The following is a 19,098-nucleotide window of genomic DNA, read 5'->3' as shown; positions in this document are numbered from 1 at the left end:
TCACCAATACCAGAAAGTGTAGACCCAAAAAACGTCACTAGTTTACTAACTAAGTGACGTTTTTTTTAGAATGGAGCTATCAATATGAAATCAATCCAATCAATTTGTGTATTTTGCGGATCTAATACTGGCTATGATGATAATTATAAGAAGGGTACCATTGAACTTGCAGATTATATTGCCCTTCACCATCAACGACTTGTGTATGGTGGTGGCCGTTTGGGACTCATGGGAGTACTTGGAAATGAAGTTTTAAATAAGGGCGGAGACATTCTTGGCGTGATCCCTAAAATACTTGTAAACGAAAAACTGACCCGAATTCCAGATGATAAAATCATTACAACTGCTGATATCTCCGAACGAAAACAATACATGTTAGATGCATCTGATGCTTTTATTGCATTACCAGGCGGCTTTGGGACGTTCAAAGAATTTTTAACACTGTTATCTTGGAGCCAAATCAATCTTCACCAAAAACCCCTTGCATTACTAAATATAGATGGCTTTTATGATCCACTAATTCAATTATTAACCAATGCTTGTGAAGCGGGATTCGCGCCTAAAGAAAATTTAAATTTGTTTGTTACTGCTCATCATGTTCCAGATTTATTTGAGCGACTGGCAAGATTTCAACATACCCAACCAAATAAATGGACGAATTGACATATCCAGTAAACCAAAAGCCACCGATGTAAGTCTCAACAAGAGATGTGCATCGGTGGCTTTACTTCAAAAGAGGGTAAAAACGACTACCTTTTGTTTCTTTATTAAAAAAGGCCACTAATTCTGCTTTCTTTCCTTTCACTAAACTAGAAGTAATAAGAAAATAAGAATGATTAATTCTAACCACGTTTTCAATATATTCAGAATGATTTATAAAAGATTCAAGTTTATCTACAGTCGTTTCATTTATTGCAACAAAATATTTTAAAGGAAGATCCAGTAAAGAATGTTCCTTAATGTGATTAACAGGTATATTAAAACTTGTACCACTCTCATCTAACAACAAGTGATGGGTAACCGTCAATAAATCGCTCATTACACTATTTGCCGTCGGCTCAGAGCCAGCTCCAGGCCCCGTATAAGATGTCGTACCCAATGCGGTACTAGTGACTAAGATACTATTTTCAACGCCATTGACGGTCGCTAGTGGGTACTGTCTAGAAACTGCAACCGGCCCCACTAACGTATACAATTCGTGATGTTTTTCTCGTGCGATTACAATTGGCTTGATGGTCAATCCCAAACGAGAGGCCCCCTTAATATCCTCAGTAGTAATTTGTCCAATTCCTTTTCGATTTAACTGTTTTAAATTAATTGTTTGTCCAAATGCTAACTGGCTTAAAATCGCTAGTTTGTAGGCGGCATCAAAACCTTCAATATCATTAACAGGATTGGTTTCTGCGTATCCGAGCTCTTGGGCCTGTTTTAAACTTTCTTCATAACTATTATGATCGTTTTTCATAGCACTCAAAACGTAATTAGAAGTTCCATTGACAATGCCAGTTAATCCCGTAATTTGGTCAGTAATTAAACTATCACTTAAAACACGAAGAATTGGAATCCCACCGCCAACACTAGCTTCGTAATATAAATCAACATGCTTTTCATGAGCAAGCCTAGTCAATTGTGGTCCTTTTAAAGCAATTAATTCCTTATTAGCAGTGATAACAGACTTTCCGTTGCTAATTGCCTGATAAATTGCATCATAGGCCTCGTTAAGTGTTCCCATAACTTCAATAATAATTTGAATTGAAGGATCATTTATAACATTTTCAATTTGACCGGTAAACTGCATATTTTCTGTTAACTCAGTGTCTCTTTTTTTGTCAGGATGCTTAACTGCAATTTTTTTAACTTTAAAATGCACATTCAACGATTCAGCAATTTGTTTAGCCCCACGTTTTAAAAGCGTCAATACCCCTGTTCCAACTGTTCCACAACCAAGCATACCAACTGAAATATCTGTCATATCCAGGCCTCCTATAAATTCAAAATTTTATTGTTGTTTGATTAGACTTGCTAATTAAATTTTTTCTATGTCATTGTCCGTTGGCATAAACTGTACTTTTTAAAAAATTATTAGTTTTTTCGATGGATCAAGTTAAGCCAATTTTGATAGATCAGATGACTACTCCTTTTCCACGTATAGCGAATTCTGTTCTGATCATCAAAATAATTTGTAGGAATCTGGATTCGCTGCTTTTTCCCCAAATCTCGTTCATATTCAATTTTTAGTGTATCTGCCTCATATTCCGGATGACCGGTCAAATAAGTTTGGTTTATTTGCGGTGCATAAAGAATCATTGGTCCAATCTTGTCATTGCTTGCAATAACCTCTACACCATGCGTCTGTTCAATATTAGTGTGCCGAGATTGGGGCATCCTTAACTGATTTTCAACACCAAATCCTTTAACAAGGGGACTTTTTAAATTAATTTGCGTTGCTGAATAAATTCCAAATGTTTTTTCAAGTAAATCTCTTTTCTTAACATTAAATTCAACTTTCAACGCAGCTTGGCAGGCCCAACACTCAAATAAGGTCTGCTTCACATGCTCATGAGACCAACCTATAATTTGTTTGAACTCCTGCCAATAATCAACCTGCTCAAAGTTCAAAGTTTCAACAGGTGCTCCAGTAATAATTAAAGCATCGTAATCTTTTTGCGCGGCATCGCTAAATTTGAGATATGAACTAGCCATTGCCGTGCGTGACGTGCCCTTAAAAGAATGGCTTTCTGGATAAGCAAAGGTAAACCTAACATCTTGTTTCATGTGATTAAAAGATTCTAAAAACTGACGCTCTGTTGCCTGTTTAGTCGGCATTAAATTTAGAACAAGGACACTTAAGGGATTATTCAACTCTGCCGCATTTTGCCACTTTTGATTAAAATTCAAAAATCCGTTTATCGCGTTTGCTGTCATGCTATTGGCCTTCTTTTGTACAAAATAAAAAAGTCTTCATCTCATAATCTTATAAAAGATTATGGGACGAAGACTTTCGCGGTGCCACCCAATTTTTAATACATAATATTATCATATTAAACTCAGTAAGCACTCCAAAGTTAAAAACCAGGAATGCTCCGTAATGTATCGGTTACTACCGGGAAATCAGCCAAACAGTGACCGATCACCAACTCCGAGCTCATTTTCAGATTTTTAAACAACACCTCGTTACACCAATTGAGGCTCTCTTTAAGAAGTTTTCCAATCTTACTCTTCTCATCAACGTTTAATGCTTTTAACGTTAACTTAATTTAGCATTTGCTCATATCAAAGTCAATAACGAATTTCAAAATTCGATCATATTCTAAATTTCAAAGCATTGAAATCTAATCTACCTTTTCCCACAAAAAAATCTATTAAAGCAATTTACAGGAAGGGAAAAAATTATTCTCATTTTCAACGATCGCTCAACACTAACAAAACCAGTATTTCTAGTTTGTTAGTATTCAAAAAAAAGAGGAATCCACAAATGTAGATTCCTCTTAGCTATGCTCAAATTACTTAACAGTAACTGTAGCACCAGCTTCTTCAAGTTTAGCTTTAACATCATTTGCTTCGTCTTCTGAAACATCTGATTTGATAGCTGAAGGTGCCTTGTCAACAAGGTCCTTAGCATCTTTCAAGCCAAGTCCAGTAATTTCACGAACAGCCTTGATTGCTTTAACCTTAGCTGAACCTGCTTCTGTTAATTCAACAGTGAATGTTGTCTTTGCAGCAGCACCATCGCCACCATCAGCGCCTGCAGCAGCAACTGGTGCAGATGCTGAAACACCGAATTCGTCTTCGATAGCTTTAACTAAATCGTTTAAGTCTGTAATTGAAGCACCTTTTAAGTCTTCAATAAATTGGTCTTTATCTAATGCCATTGTTTGTATCCTCCATTTTTGTTTGTCTAATTTAAATTAAGCAGCGTCTTCTTCAGACTTCTTGTCTGAAACAGCCTTAACAGCGTATGCAACATTGCGTACAGGTGCCTGTAATACATTAGCAAGCATGCTGAGCAAGTCTTCACGGCTAGGCATTGAAGCGTAAACTCCAATTTCTTCGATTGAAGCTACCTTACCTTCGATCATGCCACCCTTAAGTTCAAGAGCATCATGTTCATCAGCGAACTTCTTCAAAATCTTAGCAGGTGCAACTGGATCTTCATCAGAAAATGCAACCGCACTTGGTCCAACAAAGACATCGTTTAAATCGGAATAACCTGCTTTGTCAGCAGCACGAGTCAAGATCTTGTTCTTGATCACATGCATCGTAACACCAGCATCACGTAACTCTTTACGTAACTCTGTATCCTCAGCAACAGTTAATCCACGAGAATTAACAACGATTGCAGAAGCAGCATTACTGAAATACTCAGCAGCTTTATCGACAACAACAGCTTTTTTAGCAATTGCTTCTTTACTCATTAATTTTCACCTCCAGCAAGTTTTTAAAAACTATAAAAAATCCGCACCCAGACTTCGGATGCGGAAATATACATTTCTACGTTCCTCGGCAGGTAAAATTAAGACGAACCAACGTCACCTGAGTCTTAGGCAAATTCAATTATAATTACTAGTCCAAGTTACCATAGAAACAACTTCCATGTCAACATTCAATTCAATTTAGAATTGTGAAAGATCAACATGAACGCCAGGCCCAAATGTTGAAGTAACAGAAACGTTGCTTACATAAGTTCCTTTAACAGATGCTGGACGTGCATGAACAATTGTTTCTTCAATGACATCTAAGTTGCCTAACAACTTGTCAGCATCAAATGATACCTTACCAATTGGCACATGAACGTTACCATCACGGTCAGTTCTGTAAGTCACCTTACCAGCTTTAGATTCTTCAACGGCCTTCTTAACATCCATTGTGACAGTCCCTGTCTTAGGGTTAGGCATTAAACCTTTAGGTCCAAGTACACGACCCAAACGTCCAACTTGTGCCATCATATCAGGTGTTGCAACGGCAACGTCAAAATCAAGCCAGCCACCCTGAATCCGTTGTACTAAGTCGTCATCACCAACAACATCAGCACCAGCAGCTTCAGCATCTTTAGCTTTTTCACCCTTAGCAAAAACGATAACTGTTTGTTCTTTACCAGTTCCGTTTGGCAAAACAACGGCGCCACGCAATTGTTGGTCAGCCTGTTTTGTATCTACATTTAATTTAAATACTGTTTCAACGGTTGCATCAAACTTAGCAAAGTCAATTTTCTTAACTAATTCCAAAGCTTCCTTTGGTGCATATGCTTTTGTAATATCAACCTGCTTTAAAGCATCTTGATACTTTTTACCTCTTTTTGCCATCTGTGTTTTCCTCCTTGCAAATGTGGTTTTATCGGATTTTCCTCCCACTTGATACATCCATTTTAACGGAGTATCCGACTACAACAACTTAGTCTTTAACATCAAAGCCCATGCTGCGTGCAGTACCTTCGACCATGCGCATTGCAGACTCAAAGTTTGCGGCGTTTAGATCTTGCATTTTTGTTTCGGCGATTTCCTTAACTTGATCCTTGGTTACAGTTGCAACCTTGTTCGTGTTAGGTTCACCAGAACCATGTTCAACACCGGCAGCTTTCTTCAAGAGAACAGAAGCAGGTGGAGTCTTTGTAACGAAATCGAATGAACGATCTTCATAAACAGTGATTACAACAGGAATAAGCATCCCAGCCTGATCAGCTGTACGTGCATTAAATTCCTTTGTAAATCCCATAATATTGATACCTGCTTGACCTAATGCAGGACCAACTGGTGGAGCTGGGGTTGCTTTTCCAGCAGGAATTTGTAATTTAACTAAATTTGCGACTTTTTTTGCCACGAGACATACCTCCTTATAAGTCCGTGTGTGGTTATGATGAGGATTTAAATTTCCTCTCCCACGCGTGTCTATATGCAAAGCATACTTTTAAAGTATACCATGCAAGAATCAAAAGAACAATCTTGAATTCACTATAACTTAAACCATTTTTCTGATTTATGAATCAAGTTTATCAACTTGTTCCATATCAAGTTCAGTACTTGTTTCACGACCAAACATATTAATATTAACCTTAAGCGTCATATTTTTATTGTCAACTTCAGTAATCTTACCTGTTAAACCAGAGAATGCGCCATCAACGATCTTAACTGTTTCTCCAACTTCGACGTCAATGGTAGCGTGACGAACGGACATTCCCAAATGACGAAGAATACGCTCTGCTTCATCTGGTAACAGTGGTGATGGTTTGCTTCCAGATCCATGCGAGCCAACAAATCCAGTTACACCGGGTGTGTTTCGAACAATATACCAAGCCTGATCAGACATAACCATTTCCACTAAAACATAACCTGGAAACTCCTTTTTCATTGTTACTTTGTCTTTACCATTTTTAGTTTCGTGTTCTTCTTCTTCAGGAACAACGACGCGAAAAATATTATTCTCCATTCCCATAGAAAGTGAACGGGACTCCAAGTTAGCCTTCACTTTATTTTCGTAACCTGAATAAGTATGTAAAACGTACCAATTTTTCTCAGTTGTTTCCAATTTTATTTCTCCTCTTCAAAATTTATGACTAGTTTTTTTACCACAAACTCTTATTTTCAATATCTAAACAAAATAAAAAAACTCCGTCTACACGAAGTTCCAACACACTCATTGTACCAAAAAAACATAACTAACGCTATTGCTTACTTTAATGAGCTCAATAATAGCTGAATTAGCCAATCTACTAAGGCAAAGAAAGCAACGAAGAATACCGATAGTCCAATGACAGAAGAAGAATCCTTACGAAGTTGACGTGCATTGGGCCACGTGACCTCATGCATCTCTTGGATAACACTTTTAATAAATTTCATTGAACTTTTCCTCCTAGCGTGTTTCTCGATGTATAGTATGCTTATTACAGTGTTTACAATATTTTTTAACTTCTAACCTTGTTGTTCGGTTGGGATTAGCAGCCACTGTGTAGTTTCGTGATCCACAAACTGAACAAGCTAACGCAATTTGTTTTTGTGACATAGTTTATCTCCCTAATTAATCAGACTTAACTTTATCATTTGCAACCCTCTATGTCAATTTCAACGTGATATATATTTCCTTAAACGCAAAAAAATAGAGCTCACACTCTATTTTTTAAATCATTCACTTTGAAACCCGTTTGGCAAATTTATTGCGACAACGACTAACTGCATTCGACACTCGAGGAACCTCACAATGTAATAAACTTGCGATCTCCACTGAATGTTTGCCCTGATAATAATATTTAAAAACTTGGGCCTCAAATCTTGAGAGATCAGAATAATATCGTTCACAATTTTCCTTCAGCACCACCAATTCATCAGGGCCACCATGTTTTGTCATAAAAAGGCGCTCGTATTCTCCGCTTTCAGTTTTCATTGTTTCTAACGAGTTACAGAATAAATCTGAGCGCCGTTTAACCGCCATTTCTCGACGAATTAAACTATAAACTCGGTTCTGAAAGTTAGCCTGAAAATATTTTCCTAAGGTAATATGCCGCTTCGTATCGTAATTTGCAAGAGTATTAAAGAATATAATTCGCCCTTCTTGCAACCAATCGTCCAAATCATATGTGCGTAAAAAGTACTTATCCTTAATATGAATCACAATTGGACAATATTGCCGAAACAGGATTTCAAAACTAGCTGAGTCACCCATCTTGCTGTTTTTAATTAATTCAGCTTCACGGTCTTCATCAACTTGCCGGTTAAAGTTTGACATTAATTACTCCTAACCAGCCTCCTCAAAAAATAATATATCAAAGATACACCTTACCGACAAGCGAACGTGCGTTTAAACTTTTTCGTAAAAAAATAACAATTACCGATGATTTCAATTCACATAATCGATAATTGCTACTTTTTTATTTTATAGTGGATGCCGTGTAGAAAAGCCTTGGTAAATCAATAAACTAGCTGCGACACTTGCATTTAAGCTTTGAACTTGCCCAACCATTGGAATCGTAAGTGTTTCATCAACCTGTTTTTTCAACAATGGTGAAATTCCTTTGCCTTCATTCCCAATAATTAAACCAATTGAACCTTTAGCATCCCATTTTCGATAATCGGTTCCATCCATGTCCGTGCCAAAAATCCACATACCTCGTTTTTTTAATTCTTTAACCGTATTCACAAGGTTAACTACGCGGACAACAGGTACATGTTCGATGGCTCCTGCAGAGGTTTTTGCAACCGTACTGGTCAAACCAACCGCGCGATGTTTCGGAATGATTACGCCATGAACACCCGCTGCATCAGCCGTTCTCAAAATTGAGCCCAAGTTGTGGGGATCTTCAATGTTATCCAAAATCAAGATAAAGGGTGACTCATCTTGATCTTTAGCTTTCTGGAAAACATCATCAATTGTGGCGTACTCAAAAGCCGCAATGGCTAACACAACACCCTGATGATTTTCGCCATCTGCTAAATGATCTAACTTCCGTTTGGGCACGATTGAAACGATTAATTTCCGTTTCTCTGCCAATTTCACAATGTCATGAATGGCATCTGATTTTAAGTTTTCTTGGATAAAAACTTTGTTGATTGTTTGCTGTGACTTTAAAGCTGCAACAGCCGGATGACGACCAATGATAAAATCGCCTTGGCCCTCGTTTGTATCTGTACTTGATTGATCTTGATTATAATTATTTTGTGGCATGGGTTATTTTTCCTTCCTCAACTTGCGTGATACACCAATTAGCGAGCCAATCCAAACGTTCTTGCTGGCCACTCAAAGAAAGGTAGCCCATCAACGCCTCAAATCCAGTAGAAATCCGATAGGTTAAGACGGAAGTATTCTTTGCAGAAGTATGACTCTTAGAATTACGTCCCCGTTTAAAATAGTCCTGCTCGGTTTCCGTTAGAATGTCTTGCTCTTTCATTACATCAATCAGAGCTGCTTGGGCCTTCGCTGAAACAAAATTAGTGGCCGTGTGATGTAACTTTGTAGGTTTGGTCAGCCCCTTATTAATAAGATGTCTTCTAATATAAACTTCGTAAACCGCATCCCCTAGATAAGCGAGCGCAATTCCGTTCAATTGTTTGTACGTGTCATTTTCTGTCATTCTTTAGGCCCTTTTCCACCGAGTTCCTTGGGGAGTATCCTCCAAGTTAATACCCTGTTCTTTTAATTGATCTCGAATTTCATCGCTCCGTTTAAAATCCTTGTTATCTCTTGCAGCATCGCGTTCCACAATCAGTTGTTTAATTGTTTCGTCCTCTAATTGTCCTTCTTCTAATTTAATTCCGAAGATGCTAACCAGCTGGACAAAAGTAGTTTTCAATAACTCTAACGTTTCTTTTTTCACGGTTGCTTGCTCACTATAAACATTCAAAACTTTAGCTAATTCATAAACTACAGCAATACCATTCTGCACGTTAAAATCATCATCCATTGCAGTAGTAAATTGCTCGACAAGTTCTTTAACTCGCTTATCAGTCCCTGCATCTGCACCAGATTCAGAATTTTGAAAACGATAATTTAAATTGGCAAACGCATTTTGTAATTTTGCCAGGTTGTTACCAGCTTCTTCCAAATTTTCTCGCGTATATTGAATTGGCCGACGATACTGAGTCGTTGCCATAAACAAGCGCAAAATTTGGGGATCCATTTCATTAATAATATCGTGGACCGTAACAAAATTACCAAGCGATTTACTCATTTTTTCGTTTTCATCGCCAACCGTGACAAAACCATTATGCATCCAATAATTGGCAAACTTCTTCCCAGTCTTGGCTTCACTTTGAGCAATTTCATTTTCATGGTGAGGAAATTCCAGATCTTCGCCACCCGCATGAATGTCAATTGTATCACCTAGATATTTGGTAGCCATCACCGAACATTCAATATGCCAGCCGGGCCGACCTTTTCCCCAAGGGGCATCCCAGGAAATTTCATCGGCTTTAGCACCTTTCCACAACGCAAAATCAATCGGATCTTCCTTACGAGCAGTCTCCTCGTCATTAATATGCTCGCTGGCCCCTTGCTCAAGTTCATCAATATTTTGACCAGATAATTTGCCGTAATTAGCAAACTTACGCGTCCGGTAATAAACATCTCCATCTGAAGCATAAGCGTACCCTTTATCAATTAATACCTGAATAAAGTCCACAATTTCGGGAACATTTTGCGTAGCTCGCGGATTCACTGTGGCTGGTTCAACATTAATAGCTTTGCTGTCCTGCATAAACGCTTGAATGAATTTCTCTGCTAGTTTTGGGACAGTCGTTCCCTCTTTCTTAGCAGTATTAATCATTTTATCATCAACATCAGTAAAATTAGAAACAAAATTCACCTTAAAACCGCGATATTCAAAATAACGACGAACGGTATCAAAAGCAATGATACTCCGCGCATTACCGATATGAATGTAATTATATACAGTGGGACCACAGACATACATATTCACTACCCCAGGCGTAATCGGCTGAAACGGCTCTTTTTTGCGTGTCATTGTATTATAAAGATTAATCATTCAAACGGCCTCTTTTCCTTTTTTTCTATCTGGTTTGATTTTATCACATATCCCGATTTCAACCCAGAAAACCCAAAAATTACTTAACTATCAAAAAAATGACACGTAATTTTTGAAAATTACATGTCATCTAATATTTCAATTTAAAGTAAAATTATCTTAATCCATTTCATCGATCATTGCTTTTAGGTGAGACATTGATGTCTTTTGACCTAACAATTCAATCGTTTCTGGTAATTCTGGTCCGTGCATTTCATGCGTAATTGCAATCCGAATTGGCATCCATAAAGCCCGGCCTTTAACACCCGTTTCTTTTTGAACAGCTTTAATCGAAGCTAAAATTTCAACGGTATCAAAGATTTCCATCTTCTCAAATTTGGCATAAATTGCTTTTAGAACTGGCAAAGCAGTATCTGCAGCCATTTCTTGTTTAGCTTCTTCGTCAATTTCATCAGGACCATTAAAGAATAAATCAGCCATATCATTGATTTGCGCTGTATAACTCATTTGACGTTTATACAAATTAATCAACTTCCGCGCCCATTCAATGCGTTCTGGCGAAGCACCTTTTTCAATGTTTCCAGCCTTAATCAATTGCTTCAATGCAGAATCCATCACGCGGTCCTCATCAGCAGCTTTAACGTATTGGTTGTTAATCCACTCCAACTTCTTACCGTCAAATGCAGCTGGTGATTTACTCAAACGTTTTTCATCATACATTTTGATTAATTCACGTTGGTTAAAGATTTCACTTTCACCAACTGGTGACCAACCGAGCAATACGATAAAATTCATCATGGCATCTGGTAGATAACCTAATGAACGATATTGTTCGATAAATTGAAGAACGCTTTCGTCACGTTTACTCAATTTCTTACCAGTTTCACTGTTAATGATTAAGCTCATGTGACCAAACTTAGGTGGTTCCCAGCCGAATGCTTCGTAAATCATTAATTGTTTTGGTGTATTTGCAACATGATCATCCCCACGGAAAACGTGTGAAATTTCCATCTTGTGATCATCAACAACAACCGCAAAGTTATAAGTTGGCATTCCATCACGTTTTTGAATGACGAAATCACCACCAATAGTACTTGAATCAAACGAAATTTTGCCTTTAACAATATCATCCCAAGCATATGTTTTATGTTCAGGAACGCGGAAACGAATAACTGGTTCCAAACCAGCAGCCTTAGATTCAGCAATCTTAGCTTGTTTCTCGTCTTCCGTCATACCAGCATATTCATATTCATAATGTGGCATCTCACCACGAGCTTTTTGAGCCTCACGTTGGGCTTGGAGTTCTTCTTCAGTTTCATAGGATTCATAAGCCAAGTCTTTATCAATCAATTCCTGAATCAATGGCAAGTAAATTGCCTTTCGTTCTGATTGACGATAAGGACCATAATCGCCAGGCTTGTCTGGACCTTCATCCCAGTCCAAACCTAGCCATTTGAGGTTTTCAAGCTGACTACGTTCACCATCTTTGATGTTACGACTGGTATCAGTATCCTCAATTCGAATAATAAACTTGCCTTTGTAATGACGAGCAAACAAATAGTTAAATAATGCTGTTCGCGCATTACCAATATGCAGATGACCAGTAGGACTTGGTGCATAACGAACACGAATCTTACTTTTTGCCAAAATTAACGCCTCTTTCTAAGTTTTTCACATTTTATTACTTAATCAATTGTACAATTGCCGCTTAAATAAATAAAGGCACAATCCAGTAAGCAACTAAAAAAGCTTCTTTACATTTGTTTCTATTACTTTCCAGATTTCTTTTTATCTGGCTTTTGATCCGGTTTTTTATCGGCAATGCCACGTGTTGAATGTAATGGTTTCGCAAAAATCATCCGGCCAGCATCGGTTTGAAGGGCACTCGTCACAACGACATCAAGCTCTTGATTGATAAAGTATTTACCTTCTTCAACCACAACCATGGTCCCATCATCTAAATAAGCAACCCCTTGCTGCCGTTCAGTTCCATTTTTCACAACCATAACATGCATATTTTCACCTGGAATTACCCGTGGTTTCAGTGCGTTAGCCAGCGCATTGATATTAAGAACCTGAACATTTTGAAACTGACTAACTTTGTTTAAATTATAATCATTGGTCACAATAACTGCATCTTTGTCCTTAGCCAACTGAATCAGTTTACTATCGACTTCATCAATCTCGTCATAGTCGCCCTCATACATCTCAACCGGCATCACATGTTCATTCTGCAATTTGTTTAAAATATCTAAGCCACGACGACCTCGTACTCGCTTAATACTATCAGAAGAGTCTGCAATATATTGCAGTTCATATAGGACAAAGTTGGGTACCAGTAACGTTCCCTCGATAAATCCAGTTTTGATTAGATCATAGATCCGTCCATCAATCAAAATATTAGTATCCAGAATTTTGTAATGATGAAAATTATCATCCACTTTTCGCTCTAAAACATTCTTGGCGTTTTCGGGTTCTTTCCGCCATGTAAACAATTTCCGCCATTCGTCAGCTTGCGTTGTCCCAATTCGAAAACCCAAATACCCAAATGTTAGCATCAAAATAATTGGAATAACTGTATTTAAGAAAAAGGTTTGTTGACGATAAAACAAAGTTGAAATCAAAATGGCCAGCACCAAGCCCACAACTGTTGATAAACTACCATAGAACAATCGAACGGGTGGAATTGCTGCAATATGTCGTTCTAATCTTTTGACTAACTTTTCAATATAACCGGCTAAAAACAGTGAAATAATAAAGAAAATAATTGCTCCAACTAAGAAATTTGTTACTGAATTATTTAGCCACCAATACTTGTTTAACGACACTAATACCCACAGTGGTGGTAAAAGAATGACTCCAATGCCACCACCTGCTAGTGCGAAAACAGCTTTAATAATATTCTTTTTCAAAGTATCCCTCCTTTTCGTAATCTAATGTCTATTTTGCTTTCGCAAAATCTTATCCTCATGCGGATGTCCATCCGTTCTAACCGCTAAAGCGCTAAGTCGGACTGGCTCCTTTTCGTAATCTAATGTCTATTTTGCTTTCGCAAAATCTTATCCTCATGCGGATGTCCATCCGTTCTAACCGCTAAAGCGCTAAGTCGGACTGGCTCCTTTTCGTAATCTATTGTCTATTTTGCTTTCGCAAAATCTTATCCTCATTACGGATGTCCATCCGTTCTAACCGCTAAAGCGCTAAGTCGGACTGGCTCCTCTTCGTAATCTATTGTCTATTTTGCCTTCGCAAAATCTTATCCTCACTACGGATGTCCATCCTCCTAACCGCTAAAGCGCTAAGTCGGACTGGCCTTTTTCGTAATCAATGTCTATTGATTTCGCATCACCCGTCTTAATGAAAGACACGCTTCAAGGCATCACTTAAAGTTGCCACCCCAACAACCTTGATTCCAGTTGGCGGCGTCCACCCCTGTAAATTATTCTTTGGTATATAAATTCGTTTGAACCCTAATTTTTGAGCTTCAGCTACCCGCTGCTCAATTCGACTTACCCGACGCACTTCTCCAGTTAATCCAATTTCACCGACAAACGCATCCATTGGGTCAGTCCCGATATTTCGATAACTAGACGCAATGCTGATGGCAATAGCCAAATCAATCGCCGGCTCATCCAACTTAACTCCACCTGCCGCTTTTAGATAAGCATCTTGATTTTGCAACAAAAAGTTTGCGCGCTTTTCCAAAACTGCCATAATCAACGATACCCGATTATGGTCTAATCCAGTGGCCGTTCGTTTAGCATTCCCATAGGTCGTTGGCGTCATCAGAGCTTGAATCTCCACTAGAATTGGTCGTGTTCCTTCCATTGAAACCACAATTGCCGAACCAGTTGCATCTTTCAATCGCTCTTCCAAGAAGATTTCTGAAGGATTGGCTACCTCTCGCAAGCCAGATTCACGCATTTCAAAAATTCCAAGCTCATTCGTAGATCCAAACCGGTTTTTAGCGGCACGAAGAATTCGATAAGTATGATGTAAATCACCTTCAAAATACAGCACGGTATCAACCATATGTTCAAGAATCTTGGGCCCAGCAATTGCGCCACCTTTTGTTACATGTCCCACAATAAAAATCGTAATGTTATTGGTTTTAGCAATTTGCATCAATTCGGCTGTAACTTCGCGAACCTGCGCCACGCTTCCAACCGCCGATTGAATATCTGGTTCTTGCATCGTTTGAATTGAATCAATAATTACAAAGCTAGGCTTAACTTCTTTGATGGCATCCTGAATGTTAGTCATATCTGTTTCTGGAAACAAGTAAAAGTTTTCACTTGCTACATGAAGCCGTTCTGCCCGCATCTTAATTTGAGCAGCACTTTCTTCACCAGAAACATACAATACTCGCCGTTTTGTTTCACTTAGTTGCCCGGAAATTTGGAGCATCAAGGTAGACTTTCCAATTCCAGGATCTCCTCCGATCAAGACCAGTGACCCAGGAACAATTCCGCCACCCAAGACACGATTAAATTCCTTTAAACCAGTTTTAATTCGCGGTGCCTCAGACATATCAACTTCGCTTAAAATTTGTGGTTTAGCACGTTTACCTTCAAAACTAACGCGAGCCTTATGATTTTCTTTCTCAGCGCCCACGCGTTCTTCAACCAAAGTATTCCATTGACCGCAGCCTGGACAACGGCCCAAGAAACGTGGTGAAACATACCCGCAGTTTTGACAAACAAACTGAGTTTTTGCTTTTGCCATGGTAGTATTAGCTCCCTTCAATTTTAGCATATTCCTTTAAAAACAATTGACCACAAAATAATTTTACTAATCCTTAAGCTTCGATGCTACATGCCAGACGAACCAAATCCACCCTTACGAACTTGGGCACGTTCATCCTTGCCATCAGCTTGTAAATATGGCATAAAAATTCCTTGACCAATTCGTTCACCCTTTTTAATGGTAATATCGCGCAATCCCATATTAATCAGTTGAAAATAAATTTCGCCCTCGTTGCTTTCATTATTATAATAATCAGCATCGATAATTCCTACTCCATTCGGCAAAATTACATTCCACTTCAACGGGCTACTTGACCGGTTTGCAAGTAGTAAATATTCATCATTTTGCATGTAGGCCTTAATTCCGGTTGGCACTAAAAAAGGTTTTAAATCTTTACTTCCACTTACTAAGTCTGCTTCAGTAACTATTTTATTGTGATGTAATAGCCAAATAACTTTCAAAAAATTAGCCTTCCAAATTGATGGTAAAACAAAATCCTTTGATGCTTCAAAATCATATCCGGCCGCATTAGTGGTGGAACGGTATGGCAAATTTAGAGCCTGTTCTTTATCCTTTGATACAACTTCAAATCCACGTTTCATATTTAATAATTCCTCTCTGATTCGTCTAACAAGTAAGTTCGCAGTAAAAGAGACAATCTTTGTACATTATCCGTTTGTAATCACGTTTTGTAAACTAATTCAATTGATAATTTATGTTTCTAATTGACTTTACAAAAATAGCAAGGGACAATTAGTGAGAAAGCGTTTATTCTATATAAGGAAGTGGCTGCATGAAATTTACAAACGATGGCAAACAAATTAAATTTATGCACGAAGATAAACTTGGTGGAGATGTTACTTATTTTTCCATTCGCGATGATCAAACATTAGTTATTGAACAGGTTTTTGTTGATCCTAGTCTTAGAGGACAGGGAATTGCTCAACAGTTAATGGTTGAAATGCTGACTTATGCAAAAAATCAGAATAAAAAGATCTACCCGCTGTGCCCTTATGCACAAGTTTATTTAACCAAGCACCCGGAATATCAGTTTCTGATTGATCCCCAGATTCCAGTTGATGACCAAACCAAAAATAGCTTACAAGAAATGGAGCAAAATAATAATGGAACAAAATGAATTAAAAAAATTAGTCGGCCAAGAAGCAGTTAAGTTTATTAAAGATAACATGGTAGTGGGACTTGGGACTGGCTCAACCGTAAAATTCATGGTTGATGCCCTAGGTGAACGCGTAAAAAACGAAAATCTTCATATTACTGGCGTTCCCACTTCCAATCGGACAGCCGAACAAGCAAAATCATTAGGTATTTCGGTCAAATCAGTTGATGAAGTCGATCACATTGATTTGACAATTGATGGCGCCGATGAAATTAGTGCTGATTACCAAGGAATTAAAGGAGGCGGTGCCGCTCACCTCTTCGAAAAAATTGTTGCAACTAATTCCACAAAAGTGATGTGGATCGTAGACGAATCAAAAATGGTTTCTACCCTTGGCAAGTTCCCACTGCCTTTAGAAGTCATCCCCTATGGTAGCAAACAAGTTTTCAAAAAGCTTGATGCTAAAGGATTACATCCCAAATTTCGTTTAGATGACAGTGGCAACCATGTTTTAACCGATTCAAAAAACTACGTCATTGATTTACATCTTGGTGAAATTAAACATCCGCACGAACTAGCTGACTACTTAATCAAACAAGTAGGAATTGTTGAACAAGGTCTCTTCCTCGACATGGTCAATACTGTTATCGTCGGCCGCCAAAATGGTCCTGAAGTTATTCAGGCCCGTCCCTAAGTTATTTTTTAATCAAGATTTAAGCATTTACTAATCATTCTTTTTCGGCTACAATGTTTATATATCAAAGGTTAGGAGTGAATATATTGAGTAATAATAGTATTTCTAAAGATCAAGTTGCTCGTTACGCAAAAAATTATAACGAACAAAACAAATCCAAGGTGCTTGAACGTGCAGTAACCAAGAATGGTATTTTAGCTGCTAGTGAAGGCCTTCGTGGTGGTGCTGATTTCAGTCCCGTTTTCTCAATTGATTTAGAGACAGGTGCCGTTGCTAACCAAAAGCAAAGTGGCCGTTGTTGGATGTTCGCCGCATTAAATACAATGCGTCATCATTTATCAGAAGAATTCAAAATTAAAGATTTTGAACTTTCACAAAACTATACTTTCTTCTGGGATAAGTTTGAAAAGTCAAACTGGTTCTACGAAAATGTGATTGCAACTGCTGATAAACCAACTTCAGATCGCAAAGTTTCATGGTTAATGAACGAACCTCAAGGCGATGGTGGTCAGTGGGACATGTTATGTGCCATCATTGATAAGTATGGCATTGTTCCTGAATCTGTTTATCCAGAAACCTACAACAGTAACAAATCAAACGAATTCAACACCCTCTTAAACGAAAAGCTTCGTAAAGATGCTGTTGAACTTCGCGAACTTGTAAATGATGATAAGACTTCAGATGAACAAGTTCAATCACGTAAAGAAAAAATGTTAGAGGAAGTTTACCGGATGGCTTCTTATAGTTTCGGCGAACCACCTACATCATTTGACTGGGAATATCGTGATGATGACAAAAACTTCCATCGTGAAGCTGGTTTAACACCTAAGTCATTCTACGAAAAATTCGTTGGCTGGGATCTTAAAGATTACGTCTCAATCATCAATGCTCCTACAGATGACAAACCATTCAACCATACTTACTCAATTGAAATGTTAGGTAACGTGGTTGGTGGCCGTCAAGTTAAGCATTTAAACTTAACCATGCATGACTTCAAGCAAGCTGCTATTAATCAACTTAAGGCTGGTCATAGTGTTTGGTTTGGTTGTGATGTGGGTCAGCATTCGGAACCAAGAAAACGCGGTTTATTAGACCTTGGTGTTTACGACGATGAATCCCTCTTTGATATTGATTTATCAATGTCTAAAGCAGAACGCTTAGATTACAGTGAAAGCTTAATGACACATGCAATGGTTATTACAGGTGTTGATTTAGTTGACGGCGAACCTAAGAAGTGGAAAGTCGAAAACAGCTGGGGCGACAAGGTTGGAACAAAGGGTTACATGGTCATGACAGACGACTGGATGAGCGAATATTGCTACCAAGTTGTTGTGGACAAGCAATTCTTAACTGAAGACCAACGTAAAGCACAAGCTGAGGAACCAACACAATTATTACCATGGGATCCAATGGGTGCTTTGGCATATAAAGATTAGTGAACGGATTGAAACGCTTAACTTTTAAAATGTAAGGGTGCTGGATGCGAATTCTTGCGGCTGTTTTGTGCCACAAGAATCGACAGCGTACAGAGGATAAAAGATTTTCAGAATGAAAATTTTCTGATGTAATGAAGTAGCGCGGGATCGTAATCCCGCGGGAAGCACACTTAGATTTTTAAAGTTGTTTCAAGGAGTTGTCCTCAGATTAGTGAACGGAACAAATTGTTAGTCCAAGAAAAATAAGCGAGGCGAAAGTCAGGAGAATTCCTGGCTAGGAGCCTTGCTTATTTTTGTTGGACTGATTTGTGAAGTTGTCCTGATTAGTGAACGGATTGAAACGGTTAACTTTAAAAATGTAAGGGTACCGGAGATGGGATCATAATCCCACGAAAGGTGCACTTAGATTTTAAAAGTTGTTTCAAGGAGTTGTCCTCAAATTAGTGAACGGAACATTAAGGTCTAAACAAATAGAGCACCTACAGCAGAAATCAACTTTCGCTGTAGGTGCTCCCATTTGTACAAGTTTGTGTTATGCAATTGTCCACAAATCAGTAAACCCAAAATAACAGACTAAAAAAAGAATCATCAAAAACCTGAACAACAATGGTTCTACAATATCTGTTGTTGGTAATAG

Annotated in this window: 21 protein-coding genes and 2 other annotated features; of the genes, 4 read left to right on the top strand and 17 right to left on the bottom strand. The window is 38.2% G+C overall.

Going from position 1 to position 19,098, the window contains the following annotated elements:
• The first annotated feature begins 84 nt into the window (after positions 1–84).
• Positions 85–663: an LOG family protein gene (locus tag IV84_RS05900; RefSeq protein ID WP_056986244.1), complete on the top strand. Its 579-nt coding sequence runs from the start codon at positions 85–87 to the stop codon at positions 661–663.
• 61 nt (positions 664–724) lie between these two features.
• On the opposite strand, the gene IV84_RS05895 is transcribed toward IV84_RS05900, so the two are convergent.
• From IV84_RS05895 to IV84_RS05820, 17 genes are all read right to left on the bottom strand, one after another.
• Positions 725–1,972 (bottom strand): homoserine dehydrogenase, encoded by a 1,248-nt coding sequence (locus IV84_RS05895; protein WP_046871051.1) that lies wholly within the window; start codon positions 1,970–1,972, stop codon positions 725–727.
• A gap of 110 nt (positions 1,973–2,082) precedes the next feature.
• Complete coding sequence (locus IV84_RS05890) at positions 2,083–2,925, bottom strand: homoserine O-acetyltransferase/O-succinyltransferase family protein (protein WP_046871050.1); 843 nt, start codon at positions 2,923–2,925, stop codon at positions 2,083–2,085.
• Positions 2,926–2,984: 59 nt separating this feature from the next.
• Positions 2,985–3,238 (bottom strand) — a binding site (T-box leader).
• A gap of 265 nt (positions 3,239–3,503) precedes the next feature.
• On the bottom strand, positions 3,504–3,872 hold the full coding sequence (gene rplL / locus IV84_RS05885; protein ID WP_046871049.1) for a 50S ribosomal protein L7/L12: 369 nt from the start codon (positions 3,870–3,872) through the stop codon (positions 3,504–3,506).
• Positions 3,873–3,908: 36 nt separating this feature from the next.
• Positions 3,909–4,415 carry a 50S ribosomal protein L10 gene (gene rplJ, locus IV84_RS05880; RefSeq protein ID WP_046871048.1) on the bottom strand — a complete coding sequence of 169 codons (507 nt, stop codon included), beginning with the start codon at positions 4,413–4,415 and terminating at the stop codon, positions 3,909–3,911.
• Positions 4,416–4,440: 25 nt separating this feature from the next.
• Positions 4,441–4,563, bottom strand: a sequence feature (ribosomal protein L10 leader region).
• Between the two features lie 50 nt (positions 4,564–4,613).
• Positions 4,614–5,303, bottom strand: a complete 690-nt coding sequence (gene rplA / locus IV84_RS05875; RefSeq protein WP_046871047.1) for a 50S ribosomal protein L1 — start codon at positions 5,301–5,303, stop codon at positions 4,614–4,616.
• Positions 5,304–5,391: 88 nt separating this feature from the next.
• A complete protein-coding gene (gene rplK / locus IV84_RS05870) occupies positions 5,392–5,817 on the bottom strand; it encodes a 50S ribosomal protein L11 (RefSeq protein WP_056986243.1) in 426 nt (141 codons plus the stop codon).
• Between the two features lie 156 nt (positions 5,818–5,973).
• The gene (gene nusG, locus IV84_RS05865; RefSeq protein WP_046871045.1) at positions 5,974–6,522 is read right to left on the bottom strand and encodes a transcription termination/antitermination protein NusG; all 549 of its coding nucleotides are present in this window, start codon (positions 6,520–6,522) and stop codon (positions 5,974–5,976) included.
• 143 nt (positions 6,523–6,665) lie between these two features.
• The gene (gene secE, locus IV84_RS05860) at positions 6,666–6,833 is read right to left on the bottom strand and encodes a preprotein translocase subunit SecE (protein WP_046871044.1); all 168 of its coding nucleotides are present in this window, start codon (positions 6,831–6,833) and stop codon (positions 6,666–6,668) included.
• 13 nt (positions 6,834–6,846) lie between these two features.
• Positions 6,847–6,996: a 50S ribosomal protein L33 gene (rpmG, locus tag IV84_RS10695; protein WP_080945499.1), complete on the bottom strand. Its 150-nt coding sequence runs from the start codon at positions 6,994–6,996 to the stop codon at positions 6,847–6,849.
• A 123-nt stretch (positions 6,997–7,119) separates the two neighbouring features.
• A complete protein-coding gene (locus IV84_RS05855; protein WP_046872025.1) occupies positions 7,120–7,716 on the bottom strand; it encodes a sigma-70 family RNA polymerase sigma factor in 597 nt (198 codons plus the stop codon).
• Positions 7,717–7,863: 147 nt separating this feature from the next.
• Positions 7,864–8,652 (bottom strand): 23S rRNA (guanosine(2251)-2'-O)-methyltransferase RlmB, encoded by a 789-nt coding sequence (gene rlmB / locus IV84_RS05850; RefSeq protein ID WP_046872024.1) that lies wholly within the window; start codon positions 8,650–8,652, stop codon positions 7,864–7,866.
• A complete protein-coding gene (locus IV84_RS05845) occupies positions 8,639–9,058 on the bottom strand; it encodes a Mini-ribonuclease 3 (protein WP_046872023.1) in 420 nt (139 codons plus the stop codon). The genes rlmB and IV84_RS05845 overlap by 14 nt, the downstream gene beginning before the upstream one ends.
• 3 nt (positions 9,059–9,061) lie before the next feature.
• Positions 9,062–10,468 (bottom strand): cysteine--tRNA ligase, encoded by a 1,407-nt coding sequence (gene cysS, locus IV84_RS05840; RefSeq protein WP_046872022.1) that lies wholly within the window; start codon positions 10,466–10,468, stop codon positions 9,062–9,064.
• Between the two features lie 159 nt (positions 10,469–10,627).
• The gene (gene gltX / locus IV84_RS05835; RefSeq protein ID WP_046872021.1) at positions 10,628–12,115 is read right to left on the bottom strand and encodes a glutamate--tRNA ligase; all 1,488 of its coding nucleotides are present in this window, start codon (positions 12,113–12,115) and stop codon (positions 10,628–10,630) included.
• 122 nt (positions 12,116–12,237) lie between these two features.
• Positions 12,238–13,380 (bottom strand): PIN/TRAM domain-containing protein, encoded by a 1,143-nt coding sequence (locus IV84_RS05830; protein ID WP_056986242.1) that lies wholly within the window; start codon positions 13,378–13,380, stop codon positions 12,238–12,240.
• A 442-nt stretch (positions 13,381–13,822) separates the two neighbouring features.
• Positions 13,823–15,193, bottom strand: a complete 1,371-nt coding sequence (gene radA, locus IV84_RS05825) for a DNA repair protein RadA (protein ID WP_046872019.1) — start codon at positions 15,191–15,193, stop codon at positions 13,823–13,825.
• 86 nt (positions 15,194–15,279) lie between these two features.
• Positions 15,280–15,816 (bottom strand): dCTP deaminase/dUTPase family protein, encoded by a 537-nt coding sequence (locus IV84_RS05820; RefSeq protein WP_046872018.1) that lies wholly within the window; start codon positions 15,814–15,816, stop codon positions 15,280–15,282.
• 191 nt (positions 15,817–16,007) lie between these two features.
• On the opposite strand from IV84_RS05820, the gene IV84_RS05815 reads away from it, so the two are divergent.
• The 3 genes from IV84_RS05815 to IV84_RS05805 are packed head-to-tail and all read left to right on the top strand — an operon-like array spanning position 16,008 to position 18,461.
• Positions 16,008–16,352 carry a GNAT family N-acetyltransferase gene (locus IV84_RS05815; protein WP_052694540.1) on the top strand — a complete coding sequence of 115 codons (345 nt, stop codon included), beginning with the start codon at positions 16,008–16,010 and terminating at the stop codon, positions 16,350–16,352.
• A complete protein-coding gene (rpiA, locus tag IV84_RS05810; protein WP_046872017.1) occupies positions 16,339–17,025 on the top strand; it encodes a ribose-5-phosphate isomerase RpiA in 687 nt (228 codons plus the stop codon). Before IV84_RS05815 ends, rpiA begins: the two co-directional genes overlap by 14 nt.
• Positions 17,026–17,078: 53 nt before the next feature.
• Positions 17,079–18,461 carry a C1 family peptidase gene (locus IV84_RS05805; RefSeq protein ID WP_056986241.1) on the top strand — a complete coding sequence of 461 codons (1,383 nt, stop codon included), beginning with the start codon at positions 17,079–17,081 and terminating at the stop codon, positions 18,459–18,461.
• Positions 18,462–19,098 lie beyond the last annotated feature (637 nt).

The sequence above is a fragment of the Pediococcus damnosus genome (genome assembly GCF_001437255.1).
Lineage (GTDB): Bacteria > Bacillota > Bacilli > Lactobacillales > Lactobacillaceae > Pediococcus > Pediococcus damnosus.
This window is presented reverse-complemented; position numbering and strand designations above follow the sequence as displayed.